The following is a 13,779-nucleotide window of genomic DNA, read 5'->3' on the forward strand; positions in this document are numbered from 1 at the left end:
CCGCCCTCGGGGGAGGTGTCGGGTCGCGACACGCGCGGGCGGCCGTCCGTCCATGGTACGGACGCCCGGCCGCCCACCGGTTCGGGGCTCGTACTGCTGCTCGGGCCGAGGGGCGGGCCCTACTCGAACCGGGCCGCCAGCAGCAGCAGGTCGTCGGTGGCCGGCGCGGTGTCCGGGCCGGGGCAGACGGCCAGCAGGTGGGCGCAGAGCCGGCCCGGGTCGATCCGCACGTCGCGCGGGGCGTCGGCGGCGGCCCGGCGCAGGTTGGCCTGCCCGGCGTGCAGGGTGGGGCCGCAGCGGCGGGCCAGGCCCTCGGTGTACAGCAGCAGGGTGTCGCCGCGCTCGGCGGTGAACTCGACCCCGGGCGCCTCCCAGCAGGCGAGCATCCCGAGCGGCGCGGAGAGCGAGGTCTCGACGAACTCGGCGCCGTGCCGCCCGACCAGGACCGGCGGGCAGTGCCCGGCGCCGGCCAGGGTGATCCGGCGCTCCTCGGGCTCGACCCAGGCGTAGACGGCGGTGGCGGTGCGGGTCGGCTCGGTGGTCTTGAGCAGCAGTTCCAGGTCGCCGAGGACGGAGACCGGGTCCTCGCCCTCCAGCACCGCGTACGCCCGCAGCGCGGCCCGGACCCGGCCCATCGCGGCGGCCGCGCCGGGGGCGGAGGCGGGGCCCGCGCCGGGGCCGTCGCCGGAGACCGAGCCCACGGTGAGGCCCATGGTGCCGTCCGGCAGCGGGATCGCGTCGTACCAGTCGCTGCCGCTGGAGCGCTCCAGCCCGGCCGGGACGAGCCGGGCGGCCAGCCGCAGGCCGGCGGTCTGCGGGAGGTGGTCGGGCAGCAGGCCGCGGCGCAGCGCCTCGGTGGTGCGCCGGGTGCGGTCGGCCTCCAGCTGCTTGGCGAGCAGCGGGGCGGCGATCTCGCAGTAGTGGCGGGCGAGTTCGCGCCGGCATTCGGTGGGCTCGGCGGGTTCGTCCCAGAACCAGACGACGGCGGCGAGCGGGCCGTCCTCCTCGGTGGCCAGCGGCAGGCCGTAGCAGCCGCCGAGGCCGAAGTGGCCGGCGAGTTCGCGCAGCCGCTCGCCGATGGCCGGGTCCGCGGTGAGGTCGGTGGAGTGCAGCCGGGCGGGCCGGTCCCGGTCGCGCAGCAGCCGGGCGAGCAGGCTCTGCTCGGGCGGCACGGTCTCCAGGGCGCCGAGGCTGGCCCGGTCGAGGCCGAGGCCGACCGGCTGGCCGGTGCCGCCGCCGGGCAGCCGGGTGACCAGGACGCCGCGGCGGGCGCCGAGCAGGGCGGCGCCGGAGGCGAGGACGGCGTCGAGGGTGGCGGCGAGGCCGCGGGCACGGGCGAGCCGTTCGGTGTGCTCGTGCAGGCTGGTGATATCGGACAGGCGTCCGGCCAAACGGTCCTGCAGCGCGGCGGAGTGCGCGGTGCGGTCGTCCGGCGCGCCCTCCGGCGTGTCGGCGGGGCCGGGGAGGCCGGGCGGGTCGAGGACGGTGAGCCCGCCGGCGCAGCCGGGTTCAGCGGGCTCGGAGGGTGTCGTCGACGGGTGGGACTCGGTCATGCCGCCACTCCTGACGCGGTGCTACGTGCCATGCGAAACCCCCAGATACGGCCCGATGTGGAGCGAGCACGGCCTTAGGCGCGTTTCGCCTCGATTCGCTACTACTCGTCATTGATCGACAGCAATGCCACCACTTCTACACAGGCCATTCGGGGCATGTCCAGATCCAGGACGACGCGGTGGCCGTTCCGGATCGGCCGCGGCGTCGTTCGCGCCCAGCTCCGGGGGCGTGCGCGGAACGCGGGCGCGCCGGTCGGGCCGCGGGGCACCGGAGGCATGGAGCGGGCCGGGAGCGGGCAGAACGGGGAGGACGGACCGGGCGGCCGTCCGGATCGTATGTCCGCGCCGCCCGCGCACCGGGTCGGCCGGAACTCTCTCACTCGTACGGTGGAACCAATCGCGCCCGGGCGGCGTCCATCCGGTCGCATACGGGATTCTCGTTCCAAGGGCTGTGCTGGTCCGCGGCCCTTCTCAAGTCGTGCCCCACCCGCGCCCCATCCCGTGCTCCACGTCGTGGCCGAGCCCCTCCGCAGTGCCGCCCGCCCCCGCAGTTCCGCGTCCGGGGCCGTGCCGCCCGCAGGTCCGCGTGGTGAGTTCCGAGGGGCCGTCCCGGTGGGCGAACCGAGCGGTCAGGGAAAGGAACGAGCGCCATGCGTGAGAATCCGAAGGCCCGGTCGGACGAGGACTCCGCCCGGCTGGCCGCGGCCCTGACGGCCGCCGTCGACCACCGCTGGCCCGTGGTGCCGGGCGCCGTGCTGTGCGGCGGCCGCTGCTCCTGCGGGGACCCGGACTGCACCGTCCCCGGCGCGCACCCGCACGACCCGTCCCTGCTGGCCGCCACCACGGACGCCCGGATGGTGCGCTGGTGGTGGGAGCGGCAGAGCCCGGCGGCGCCGGTGCTGGCGGCGACCGGCACCGCGGTCTCGGCGGTCAGCCTGCCGGCGGCGGCCGGCGCCCGGGCGCTGGTCTACCTGGGCGCGCTGCGGCTGCCGCTCGGCCCGGTGCTGGCCATGCCGGGCCGCTACGCGCTGTTGGTGGCCCCCTATTCGCTGGACTCGCTGGGCGAGATGCTCGCTCAACTCCCTTGGGTGCCGGGCTCGTTGCGCTACCACGGGCCGGGCGGCTTCCTGCCGCTGCCGCCCGGCGGCGGGGCCGGCCGGGTGCGCTGGGTGCTGGCGCCCCGCCCGGCGGCGGACGGCGGGGTCCGGCTGCCCCAGGTCGGGCCGCTGCTGGGCGAGTTGGTGGAGGCGACGGTCCGATTGGACAGCGGGCGCTCGGCGTACTGAGGGGTGCGCGGTCGCGCGCGGAGGTCCGGGGGCGTGCGGGGCGGCGTGCGCGAGGGCCCGATCCGGAAAACAAAAAGATCCGACCGCTGGCGACGGGGGATGCACCAGCGGCCGGACGCTTTAGACAGTAACAAGGATCGGCGCCCGCGCCAATTTCCAAGACGCCCTGTACGCCGGGAAATTGCGCTTCCCGGCGACAATGTGACGCGTATCACCCCGATCCTGCGAGGCTTTAGTTCAAGGTGACCTGACGGTTCACCAGGTTCGCGCGGGCGCGCCGCTCCTCGGCGGTGAGCGGGGTTCCGTCGGCGAGGGTGGCGGCGAGTCGCTCGGCGAACTCGGCGGCGGGCTTCTCGCAGTCGGCGGCGGTCATCGCGAGCGGCAGGTCCCACACCGGGACGGTCAGGCCGTGCGCGCGGAACGAGCCGACCAGCCGGGTGTCCGCGCCGAGCGAGGCCTCGCCGGCGGCGTTCAGCCGGGCCAGCGCGTCCAGCAGCTGCTCCTCGGGGACGGTCATCACCCAGCGCAGGTGGTTCTTGTCCGGGGTGCCGCACCAGTAGGCGGCGTCGACGCTGCCCAGCTTCTCGGTCGGGATGGCCGAGGCGTTGGCGCGCTCCAGCGAGGCGGCGACCTCGCCGGTGGCGGTCTCGGCGTCCTCCAGCCAGAACTCGAAGCCGGAGTGCACGGTGGGCGCGAACGCGGCGGAGGCGTCCAGCAGGTCCTGCAGGCGGCGCCCGCCCGGGACGGTCCGGCGCGCGGGGACGGGGCTGCCCGGCTCGGTGGCCAGGGCCAGCTCCAGGGCGTCCGCGAGGTCGCGGCTGAGGTCGCCGGAGGAGGACTGGGTCTGCAGGCCGAGCAGGATCGAGCCGTCCTGGCGGCGCAGCGCCGGCCAGGCCAGCGGCAGCACGGTGGCCAGCGTCACCGACGGGACGTCACCGGTGGCGCCCTCGGCCACCCCGGCGGCCAGCGTCAGCGGCACCGTGGCGGCGGGCACCAGCTCGCGCAGCGCGACCCAGTCGGCCTCGCCCGGCAGGCCCTCGAACGGGCGGTGCACCAGCTCCTGGACGGCGTGCGAGGCCTCCCGGCCGTGGCAGGCCTTGTAGCGGCGGCCCGAGCCGCAGGGGCAGGCCTCGCGGGCCCCCACCACGGGGACCTCGCCCGTGACGGCGGTGGTGGACTGGCGCTGCGGCGCCTTCTTGGCGGCCTTCTTGCCCATGGTGCGGCTCTCCCGGGGACGGTGGTCCTGTTGCTCCGGAGAGCCTACTGACGTTCCCCGGGCGGGCGGGAACGCGCCCGGGCGGGCCCGGCGCGTCCCGCCCCCGGCAAGGAGCCGGGAGCCGGGCCCTCAGGCCGTACGGGCGTCGCCGCCGGTGCGCCGGGCGTGCCGGGCGCGGGCGGGCAGCGCCGCCCAGACCGTCACCTCGCCGGGCGCGTCGCGCACGCCCCAGTCGCTGGCCAGCTGGTCGACGATGCTCAGGCCGCGGCCGCCGCGCGAGGTCAGCGAGGGGCTGGCGGGCAGCGGCCGGGTGGCCGCACCACCGTCGGTGACCTCCAGGGTCAGCACGCCGTCCGCGTGCATCTGCCAGCGGACGAGCACGCCGCCGTCCGGCTCGTCCCGGTCCTCCTCGCGGCCGTCGGGTCTGCTCCCGGCCCGGCCGTCCTCGTGCTCGGCGCCGCCCGGCGCGGGGTGCTTCCCCGAGGGGACGCCGACCAGCACCTGGTCGACCACCTCGGCCCGGGCGCCGCGGCCGAGGGCCGTCAGCGGGCCGAGCGGGCGGGCGTACCGGCAGGCGTTGCTCAACAGTTCGGAAAGGATCAGTACGGCATCATCGATGACCGGTTCGGGTACCTGCCGGTCACCCAGATCTCGACGCAGTCGGCGCCGTGCGACCCCGACACTCGCTGGGCCGTGCGGCACTGCCATGGTCGATGAAGTCGGCACTTCGCGCGCCACCATCAACGCCACCCCCGGACCTCCTTCAGCGTATGCCGAGGGAGAGATGCCCCTTGGTAATGCGTCGGAAACGACCGTCCGCCGATCCCGGCGACCCATTTCCGGCAGCACGACGGACAGTGGACGAGAGGTCATTCACCGCTCACCCTCCGTCGCGCGATCGCAAGAATTCCGGCAATAACGTGCCCGGAAGGTTTGCTTGCCGACCGAAACGTTCAGGCCGACCCGAGGGCGTCGTTCCCGACCCGGCGGATCCGCGCCCGCGCGGCCCGGCTCAGCGGCCGAGCTGCTTCAGCACCTCGGCCGGCTTGTTGGTGATGATCGCGGCCACCCCCAGCTCCAGGCACAGCTCGACGTCGGCCGGCTCGTCCACCGTCCACACGTGCACCTCGTGCCCCAGCTCGCGCAGCCGCGGCACCAGGTCCGGCTTGGCCCGGATCAGGTCGATGCCCGGCCCGGCGATCCGCGCCCCGCCCGGCAGCGGGCCGCCCTCGCGCAGCCGGCCCAGCAGCGGCAGCATCCGCTCGATCAGGAAGACCCGGCGGTAGTCCGGCGCGGCCGCGGCCACCCGGTTCAGCGCGATCGAGGAGAAACTCATGATCCGGGCGGACGGGCGGTCGCCCTCCCGCTCCGGGCCGATCTTGAACCGCTCCAGCATCGCCAGCAGCTCGGCCTCCACCCGGCCGCGGAAGCGCACCGGGTGCTTGGTCTCGATCGCCAGGTCCACCGGGCGGCCGCAGTCCACCACCAGCTCCAGCAGGCGCTCCAGCCGCAGCACGCCGCGCAGCTCCGGGTCGGTGCTGGGGCGGCCGGTCTTCCAGGCGCCGAAGTCGTACGCCTCCAGCTCGGCGAGGGTCATCGCGGAGACGGTGCCGCGGCCGTTGGAGACCCGGCCGATCCGGCGGTCGTGCACGCAGACCAGGTGGCCGTCCGCGGTGACCCGGACGTCGCACTCGACCGCGTCCGCGCCCTCGTCCAGGGCGCGCCGGTAGGCCGCCAGGGTGTGCTCGGGCAGGGCGTGGGAGGAACCGCGGTGGGCGATCACCTGGACGGGCGGCGCGGTGCGCGCCGCCGCCGGGGGCAGGTTGTTGCTGGTCACAGCGCCAACGATAGGCGGCGCAGGTGAAGCGGAGGCGAAGACGGTCCCAACCTGCGGGGCCGTCTTCGCTCCCACCGACTCAGTTCCGTGCGGCGCGGCGGGTGAGCGGGGTGAGCGCCCAGGTGGCCAGCGCGGGCACCAGGAAGGCGAACAGCGAGGCCGAGGTCCACTCCTGCGGAGTGAAGTGCAGCTTCTCCTGGGCCGAGGTCCAGAAGCCCGTCCACCAGTCCGCGACCTCGGTCGGCGCGAGGAACTGGTAGACCGCGAAGCCCAGCGCCCACGGCGGCAGCATCAGCCAGCGGGACGGCGCGTCGGCCGAGAGGTTCCAGCCGGACCGGCCCGCGCCGAAGAAGTAGTCCACCGCCAGCACGGCCAGCAGCGGCACGAAGACCGAGCCGATCAGGCCGAGGAAGTTGCTGTAGGTGTCGGTGAACCGGTCGATCCGCAGCGCCAGCACGGTGGTCAGCACGCCGATCGCGCCGCTGAGCACCCGGCGGTCCACCCGCGGCAGCAGGTTCTGCACCGACATCGCCGTCGAGTACACGTTGGCGAAGGACTGGTCGGTCTCGCGCAGCACCAGCACCAGCAGGAACAGCCAGCCGAACGACACCCCGAGGAAGGAGTCGAAGATCTTGTTCGGGTCGCCGTCCGACTGCAGCAGCGCCACCAGGCCGAGCACGTAGCACCAGACCTGGGCGACCGTGTAGCCGGAGAAGCTGCCCCAGAAGGCCGAACGCCCGGTGCGCGAGTGCCGGGTGTAGTCGGCGGCCAGCGGGACGAAGGAGATCGACACCGCGATCATCGTGTCGGTCGCGTGCAGGAAGCCCGTCCAGTTCCCGGCGCCCGGGTCCGGCACGCCCTGGCGGCCCAGCTGGACGGTGAAGTACACCATCGCCACGGCCACCGCCCCGGCCACGAAGCGGCGCAGCACCGCGATCGAGCCCAGCGGCCAGATGGTCAGCGCGGTGGTCAGCGCCCCCGCGAGCAGCACGAACAGCCAGCGGTAGCCGGTGGTGTGCGCGACGGTCTGCGCGCCGGCCGAGATGGTCAGCAGCTCGAAGACGCCCCAGCCGACGCACTGGACGATGTTCAGCACGGTCGGCAGGTACGACAGCCGGGTGCCGAACAGTCCGCGCAGGTTCGCCATCGCGGGGGCGCCGGTGCGGGCGCCGATCAGCGCGGCCACGGCGAGCATCGCGGTGCCGACCGCCGTCCCGGCCACGATCGCGGTCACCGCGGCGGCCAGCGACAGCTCGCCGCCCTTGTCGCCGAGCACGGTGGCGGCGGTGGAGAAGCCGATCAGGCTGACGCCGAGGTTCATCCAGAGCGCGAAGTGGTCCCGGAAGCGCAGCGTGCGCGGCGGCTCGGTGTCCAGGACGAGCGGCGCCTCGGCGCGCTCGGGGCGGGCCGGCCCGGCGGCCGGACCGGCGAGGTCCTGGGGCGCGGGCGCGCCCGCGGAAGAGGATGGCGAAGCAGGCGGCATGGCCGATACTCCCTACGCCGGCATTACCCGGACAGGTTCCGGCGGTCAGCGCCCCCTCGACGGTTCGCCGTCAGTCCTGTGGCGTACCGTCGACATGCGCACTCTCAGCCTGGTGGGTCCAAGCTCCCGCGTGTCAGTTTGGAGCGACAGGCTAACCGGCACCGGGGGGTGAACACCAAGGCCAGGGGGTGCGCGTTCCGCATCGCGGGACGTTCGGCGGGGTGGGGGAGCAGCCGGTCGTCAGCCGGTCGTCCGATGTCAGCGGGCCCGAACGTCGGTGGCGGCTAAGGATTCTTATGAGTTCTTCAGAGGGGTCCTTACGGCGATCGAATCGGCGGTGCGAAAAACTATGGTTCTTGGTTCTGTCAGCTATGGAGGTCGTCCGTGAGCACCGAGCGCGAGGTTGGGCCCACCGGGCCGCAGGGGGAGCAGCCCACGGGCGCCCAGGGAGCGGACGTTCCCGCTGCCGACGCCCCTGCTCAGGGCGGCGGGCACAAGCCGACCATGGCGTTCAGCCGGGTTCCGGACCCGGCGGCGAAGACCGAGCCGGAGCCGGCGGCCGAGGCGGCCGAGCCGGCCGAGGCCCCTTCGGCCGGGGCCGGGGCGGCTCCCGCTGACGGCGGGCACCAGCCGACCATGGCGTTCAGCCGGGTCCCCGACCCGGCGGCGAAGGCCGAGCCGGAGCCGGCCGAGGGCGGGCACAAGCCGACCGTCGCCTTCACCAAGGTCACCGCGCCGGAGGCCCCGGCGGCGCCCGCCGCCGAGCCCGTCGAGTCGACCGGGCCCGCCGAGCCCGCCGAGCCGACCGCGTCGGCCGAGCCCGCCGTCGACCCCGTCACCGGCTACCTCGACGCGCCGCCGCCGGTCCTGCCGCCCGCGCAGCCCGCCGCCGCGCCGGCCGCCCCCGTCCCGGCCGCGCTGCCGCAGGGCGGCAACCCGTACGCCACCCCGACCCACGGCGTCCCGGCCGCCGGCGGCCACGACCCGTACGGTGCCGCGCCCGCCCCCGCCGCGGACCCGTACGGCGCCGCGCCCGCCCCCGGTGCGCCGATGACCGGCGGTCCCGCCGCGCACGCCCACCACCCCTTCGGCGCCGGCCAGCCGCTCGGCGGCTGGGGCGCCCACGACGCCACCGCCGGCGGCCCCGGCCACCCCAACGGCCCGGCCGGCCCGCTCGGCTACCCGGCCGAGTACCCCGGCGGCCCGCAGGGCCCGTCCGGCCCGCGCAAGAAGCGCGGCGGCCTGGTCGCCCTGATCGCCGCCGTCGCGCTGGTCGCCGGGGTGGCCGGCGGCGCGATCGGCGTGACCGTCGCGAAGGACGGCGACAGCAACAGCTCCGCGAGCGACCACCGCAGCACCACCGTCCAGGCCAGCAACACCCAGAAGACCGAGCCCGCCCCCGGCTCGATCGCCGGCATCGCCCAGAAGGCGCTGCCCAGCGTCGTCACCATCAAGGCGCAGGGCAACGGCGAGTCCGGCACCGGCACCGGCTTCGTCTTCGACACCGAGGGCCACATCCTCACCAACAACCACGTGGTCGCGCCGACCCTCGGCGCCGGCGGCGGCAAGCTCACCGTCAAGTTCGCCGACGGCACCTCCTACAACGCCTCGGTGCTGGGCAACGCGTCCGGCTACGACGTCGCCGTGGTCAAGATCGAGAACCCGCCGAAGGACAAGCTGACGCCGCTCCCGCTGGCCGACTCCGACAAGGTCAACGTCGGCGACACCACCATCGCGATCGGTGCGCCGTACGGCCTGGAGTCCACCGTCACCAGCGGCATCGTCAGCGCCAAGGACCGCCCGGTCGCCTCCGGCGACGAGACCGGCTCGCAGGCCTCGTACATGAACGCCCTGCAGACCGACGCCTCGATCAACCCCGGCAACTCCGGCGGCCCGCTGCTCGACGCCAGCGGCGCGGTGATGGGCATCAACTCGGCGATCCAGTCCAACGCCTCCGCCAACGGCCGGGCCGGCAGCATCGGCCTGGGCTTCGCCATCCCGATCAACCAGGCGAAGTGGGTGGCCGACACCCTGATCAAGACCGGCAAGCCCGTCTACGCCAAGCTCGACGTGCTGCGCAACGACGACTACAAGGGCGACGGCGCGCAGATCCAGACCCGCGACATCCAGGGCCAGCCGCCCGTCACCCCCGGCGGCGCCGCCGACAAGGCCGGCCTCAAGCCGGGCGACGTCATCACCAAGCTCGGCGGCGCGCCGATCGAGAACGGCCCCGCCCTGGTCAGCCGGATCTGGACGCACAAGCCCGGCGAGACCGTCGACGTCGAGTACACCCGCAACGGCCAGTCCTTCTCCACCAAGGTCACCCTCGGCTCGCGCGAGGGCGACCAGTGACCTCGGACCGCCGACCCGACCGCCGGTGAAACCGTGTGCACCGAACCCCCGCGAACCCGTTAGGCTGACCTCCGCCTGGAGAGCTGCCCGAGCGGCCTAAGGGAACAGTCTTGAAAACTGTCGTGGCGTGACCCGTCACCGTGGGTTCGAATCCCACGCTCTCCGCCGGTAGGAGAACAACCTGCTCAGGGCGGGTGCCGAGACCTCTCGGCACCCGCCCTTCGCGTTCGGCCGACAGCTCGGCCGCGGGCGGGAGTTGACCCTGACACCGTGGCAGGCGGTGGAGTGGAGGCACCATGTTGACCATCGGAGACTTCGCCAGCCACGGCCGGGTATCGGTCCGGATGCTGCGCCACTACGACGCGATCGGACTGCTGCGGCCCGCCCGGGTGGACCCGGCCAGCGGCTACCGCTCGTACGAGGCGGCCCAACTCGCCCGGCTGAACCGGGTGATCGCGCTCAAGGAACTCGGCTTCACGCTGCAGCAGGTGAAGGCCGTGCTCGACGAGGAGGTGGGCGCCGCCGAACTGCGCGGGATGCTGCGGATGCGGCGGGCCCAGCTCGCCGAGGCGATCGCGGCGGACGAGCAGCGGCTGACCCGGGTGGAGGCGAGGCTCCGGACGATCGAGAGCGAGGGACAGATGTCCGAGCACGATGTCGTGGTGAAGCCGGTGCCGTCCGTCCGGGTGGCCCAACTGACCGCCGTGGTGCGGAGTTACCAGCCGGAGGACATCGGGCCGGTGATCGGCCCGCTGTTCGCCGAGCTGTGCCGCCGGGTCGCCGAGGCCGGGATCGAGGAGACCGGCCCGGCCGTCGCCTGCTACCAGAACGGGCCGGACTACGACGGCTCGATCCTGGTCCGGGCCGCCGTACCGGTCGCGTCCTCGGTGCGGGCCGGCCGCGGCGACTTCGAGGTCGTCGACCTGCCGCCGATCGAGGCGGCGGCGTCCGTCGTGCACCGCGGCTCGATGGACGACGCGGTGGGCAGCTTCCAGGCGCTCGCCCGCTTCATCGAGGAGAACGGCTACCAGTCGGCCGGCTACGCCCGGGAGCTCTACCTGGAGTGCCCCGAGGACCCGGCGCGGTGGGTGGTCGAGCTGCAGGAGCCGGTGGTCCGCCGGTAGGGGGCACCCGCCGGGCGGGGCTTGCCCTCGACCTGGTCGAGGGCCCTAGCGTCGCCCGGCGTGACCACCGCGACCGCTCCCGCCGGAGCCCCACCGCGCGCCGCGCTGCCCCGGTCGTACCTGCTCTGGCTGGTCGGCACCCAGGCCGGGCTGCTCGGCGACGCCGCGCTGTACTTCGCCCTCGGCTGGGCCGCCTCCGCGCACGGCGGCGGCGCGGCCGGGCTGGTGCTGACGGCGATCACCGTGCCGCGCACCGCGCTCGTCCTGCTGGGCGGTGCGGTCGCGGACCGGTTCGGCGCCCGGCGGGTGATGCTCGCCGGGGGCGCGGTGATGCTGTCCGCGACCGTCGTCCTGGCGGTCGCGGCCGGCGGCCGGGGCGGCGTGCCGCTGGGGCTGCTGGTCGCGGCGGCGGCCGTGACCGGGACGGTCGACGCGTTCCACCTCCCGGCGAGCGGGTCGATGCCGCGCCGGCTGGTGCCCGCCGAGCAGTTGCCCCGGGCGCTCGCGCTGCGGCAGGCCGGCGGGCAGAGCGCCGTGCTGCTCGGGGCGCCGCTGGGTGGCCTGCTGGTCGCGGCCGGCGGGCTGTCCGGCGCGGCGGCCGCGGACGCGGTCGGCTTCGGCGTCCTCCTGCTGGTCCTGCTGCGGATCCGGCCCCCGGCGCGCGCGGCGGGTACGGAACCGTCCGCCGGGCGCACCGGCGGCCTGCTGCGCGAGGCGGCCTCCGCCGTCCGGCTGGCCCGGCGCGACCCGCTGCTGCGGGCCGCGCTGCTGCTCACCGGCGCCGCCGCCGGGGCCGTCCTGCCGGTCCTGTCGCTGCTCGGGCCGCTGCTCGCCCGGTCGCACGGCTGGGCGGCGGGGACGGCCGGCCTGGTGACCGGCGGACAGGCGGCCGGGGTGCTCGCGGTCGCGGGCCTGGTCGCTTGGCGCGGCACGCTGCCCCGCACGGGGGTCGGGGCGGCGGCCGGGCTCTGCGCGGCGTCGGCGGGCATCGCGCTGCTGGCACTGGCCCCCGCCCCGGCCGTCGCGGTGGCGGGCGGCGCGGTGGCCGGCGCGGGCTCCGGGCTGTTCGCGAACCACCTCGGGCCGCTGGTGCTGGGCGGCGCCCCGTCGTCCCATCTCTCGCGCGTGCAGGCGCTGTTGACACTGGTGCAGAGCCTCGCGCTGGTGCTCGCCAACGGCCTGCTCGGCCTGCTCGCCGACCGCGCGGGCGTCACCCTGCCCATCCTCCTGTGCGCCCTCGCCACCGCCACCGCCGGCCTCACCGCCCTCGCCACCCCCACCCTCCGCCGCGCCTGAACCCGCGGGCACGGGCACCCGATATCCCCCGGCCCGCCGCCGGACGAGGCCCACTTGCCCGCCTCCGCCCCTGCGGGCAGAGTGCAGAAGCGGGGCGGCGCACGGTGAGCGGAGGCGGCGATGAGTGACCTGACGGACCGACTGGCGCAGGGGCTCCCGGCGGAGGCCGTGGTGGTGGATCCGGACGTGACCGCCGTGTACCGGCACGACATGGCGGGCTTCTGCGCCGCCGGCACGCCCGCCGTCGTCGTCTTCCCCGAGTCCGTCGAGCAGGTGCAGCACGTGCTGCGCACCGCCACCGACCTGCGCGTCCCGGTGGTGCCGCAGGGCGCCCGGACGGGGCTGTCCGGGGCCGCGAACGCCGTCGACGGCTGCATCGTGCTGTCCACGGTGAAGCTGGACCGGATCCTGGAGCTGGACCCGGTGAACCGGATCGCGGTGGTCGAGCCGGGCGTGGTGAACGCCGAACTGTCGCGCGCGGCCGCCGAGTTCGGCCTGGCCTACCCGCCGGACCCGTCCAGTTGGGAGTCCTGCACGATCGGCGGCAACATCGGCACCGGCGCGGGCGGGCTCTGCTGCGTGAAGTACGGCGTGACCAGCGAGTACGTCCTCGGCCTGGACGTGGTGCTGGCGGACGGGCGGCTGCTGTCCACCGGGCGCCGGACGGCCAAGGGCGTCGCCGGGTACGACCTGACCCGGCTGCTGGTGGGCTCGGAGGGGACGCTGGGCGTGGTGGTCCGGGCGGTGCTGGCGCTGCGTCCCGCGCCGGAGCCGCAGTTGGCGTTGGCCGCGGAGTTCCCGAGCGCGGACGCGGCCGGGGAGGCGGTCTGCGCGGTGATGGCGAGCGGCCTGACGCCGTCGTTGATGGAGCTGATGGACGCGGTCTCGGTGCGGGCCGTCAACGAGCTGGCGCGGATGGGCCTGCCGGAGTCGACGCAGGCGCTGCTGCTGGTGGCCTTCGACGGGCCGGACCGCGTCGCGGAGTCGGCCCGGGTCGCGGAGCTGTGCCGGGCGGCCGGGGCGACGGAGGTGGTGCCGGCCGAGGACCAGGCGGAGTCGGACCTGCTGCTGGAGGCCCGGCGGCTGGCGCTGCCCGCGATGGACCGGCTGGGCACGACGATGATCGACGACGTGGCGGTGCCGCGTTCCCGACTGGCCGAGATGCTGAACGGGGTCGCGGCGATCGCCGAGCGGCACGCGCTGACCATCGGGGTGGTCAGCCACGCCGGGGACGGCAACACCCACCCGATCGTGATCTTCGACGCCTCGGACGAGGACCAGGCGGTACGGGCGCAGCGTTCCTTCGACGAGATCATGGCGCTCGGCCTGGAGCTGGGCGGCACGATCACCGGGGAGCACGGGGTGGGGCTGCTGAAGCGGGAGTGGTTGGCGCGCGAGCTGGGGCCGGTGGCGCTGGGCCTGCAGCGGCAGCTGAAGGCGGTTTTCGACCCGCTGGGAATCCTCAACCCGGGCAAGATGGTCTGATGTTCAACGCCGCTCGACGCCTTTGTCGCACCCCCCTTCCGGTGTGACTTTCTGATCGTACAGAAATGGCCGGAAATATCGACATGGAAGGGTGATCGAACTTTTCGGGGGCGCATGCGCGGGCCGAGCGCGCCGGGGTGGTGCGCT

At 75.0% G+C, this 13,779-nt stretch carries 10 protein-coding genes, 1 tRNA gene and 1 riboswitch; of the genes, 6 read left to right on the forward strand and 5 right to left on the reverse strand.

Annotated elements, in window-relative coordinates; genetic code table 11:
• Window positions 1-119 precede the first annotated feature (119 nt).
• Window positions 120-1,553 carry a PP2C family protein-serine/threonine phosphatase gene (locus AB2U05_RS17125; protein WP_078859589.1) on the reverse strand — a complete coding sequence of 478 codons (1,434 nt, stop codon included), beginning with the start codon at window positions 1,551-1,553 and terminating at the stop codon, window positions 120-122.
• Window positions 1,554-2,203: 650 nt separating this feature from the next.
• Between AB2U05_RS17125 and AB2U05_RS17130 the strand changes: the two genes are divergently transcribed.
• Complete coding sequence (locus tag AB2U05_RS17130) at window positions 2,204-2,839, forward strand: bifunctional DNA primase/polymerase (protein ID WP_045692620.1); 636 nt, start codon at window positions 2,204-2,206, stop codon at window positions 2,837-2,839.
• A 232-nt stretch (window positions 2,840-3,071) separates the two neighbouring features.
• Here AB2U05_RS17130 and AB2U05_RS17135 read toward each other — a convergent pair whose 3' ends face one another.
• The 4 genes from AB2U05_RS17135 to AB2U05_RS17150 form a co-directional block, all read right to left on the reverse strand.
• Entirely contained in the window at window positions 3,072-4,055 is a 984-nt protein-coding gene (locus AB2U05_RS17135; RefSeq protein WP_045692619.1) for a DUF5926 family protein, read from the reverse strand.
• Between the two features lie 129 nt (window positions 4,056-4,184).
• Window positions 4,185-4,640, reverse strand: a complete 456-nt coding sequence (locus AB2U05_RS17140) for an ATP-binding protein (protein WP_341845988.1) — start codon at window positions 4,638-4,640, stop codon at window positions 4,185-4,187.
• A 427-nt stretch (window positions 4,641-5,067) separates the two neighbouring features.
• On the reverse strand, window positions 5,068-5,892 hold the full coding sequence (locus AB2U05_RS17145; protein WP_244178620.1) for a glycerophosphodiester phosphodiesterase family protein: 825 nt from the start codon (window positions 5,890-5,892) through the stop codon (window positions 5,068-5,070).
• A gap of 79 nt (window positions 5,893-5,971) precedes the next feature.
• A complete protein-coding gene (locus tag AB2U05_RS17150; RefSeq protein ID WP_369183634.1) occupies window positions 5,972-7,375 on the reverse strand; it encodes a cytosine permease in 1,404 nt (467 codons plus the stop codon).
• A riboswitch (TPP riboswitch) is annotated at window positions 7,368-7,515 on the reverse strand. It overlaps the preceding gene by 8 nt.
• Before the next feature lie 244 nt (window positions 7,516-7,759).
• Here AB2U05_RS17150 and AB2U05_RS17155 point away from each other — a divergent pair.
• The 5 genes from AB2U05_RS17155 (at window position 7,760) to AB2U05_RS17175 (ending at window position 13,632) form a co-directional block, all read left to right on the forward strand.
• A complete protein-coding gene (locus AB2U05_RS17155; RefSeq protein WP_369183635.1) occupies window positions 7,760-9,727 on the forward strand; it encodes a S1C family serine protease in 1,968 nt (655 codons plus the stop codon).
• 77 nt (window positions 9,728-9,804) lie between these two features.
• Window positions 9,805-9,892, forward strand: a tRNA-Ser gene (locus tag AB2U05_RS17160).
• 131 nt (window positions 9,893-10,023) lie between these two features.
• Window positions 10,024-10,851, forward strand: coding sequence for a MerR family transcriptional regulator (locus AB2U05_RS17165; RefSeq protein ID WP_045692617.1), 828 nt, complete (start codon window positions 10,024-10,026; stop codon window positions 10,849-10,851).
• 60 nt (window positions 10,852-10,911) lie between these two features.
• The gene (locus AB2U05_RS17170; protein WP_369183636.1) at window positions 10,912-12,147 is read left to right on the forward strand and encodes an MFS transporter; all 1,236 of its coding nucleotides are present in this window, start codon (window positions 10,912-10,914) and stop codon (window positions 12,145-12,147) included.
• 120 nt (window positions 12,148-12,267) lie between these two features.
• The gene (locus AB2U05_RS17175; protein ID WP_369183637.1) at window positions 12,268-13,632 is read left to right on the forward strand and encodes an FAD-binding oxidoreductase; all 1,365 of its coding nucleotides are present in this window, start codon (window positions 12,268-12,270) and stop codon (window positions 13,630-13,632) included.
• The last annotated feature ends 147 nt before the right edge of the window (window positions 13,633-13,779 follow it).

The organism is Streptomyces sp. Y1 (assembly GCF_041053115.1).
Classification (GTDB): Bacteria; Actinomycetota; Actinomycetes; order Streptomycetales; family Streptomycetaceae; genus Kitasatospora; species Kitasatospora rubellomurina.

Bases quoted from the DNA above. Each gene is read 5' to 3' on its own strand.
- AB2U05_RS17165 (WP_045692617.1), top strand. From the start codon at position 10,024: ATGTTGACCATCGGAGACTTCGCCAGCCACGGCCGGGTATCGGTCCGG.
- AB2U05_RS17175 (WP_369183637.1), top strand. From the start codon at position 12,268: ATGAGTGACCTGACGGACCGACTGGCGCAGGGGCTCCCGGCGGAGGCC.
- AB2U05_RS17130 (WP_045692620.1), top strand. From the start codon at position 2,204: ATGCGTGAGAATCCGAAGGCCCGGTCGGACGAGGACTCCGCCCGGCTG.
- AB2U05_RS17150 (WP_369183634.1), bottom strand. From the start codon at position 7,375: ATGCCGCCTGCTTCGCCATCCTCTTCCGCGGGCGCGCCCGCGCCCCAG.
- AB2U05_RS17125 (WP_078859589.1), bottom strand. From the start codon at position 1,553: ATGACCGAGTCCCACCCGTCGACGACACCCTCCGAGCCCGCTGAACCC.
- AB2U05_RS17135 (WP_045692619.1), bottom strand. From the start codon at position 4,055: ATGGGCAAGAAGGCCGCCAAGAAGGCGCCGCAGCGCCAGTCCACCACC.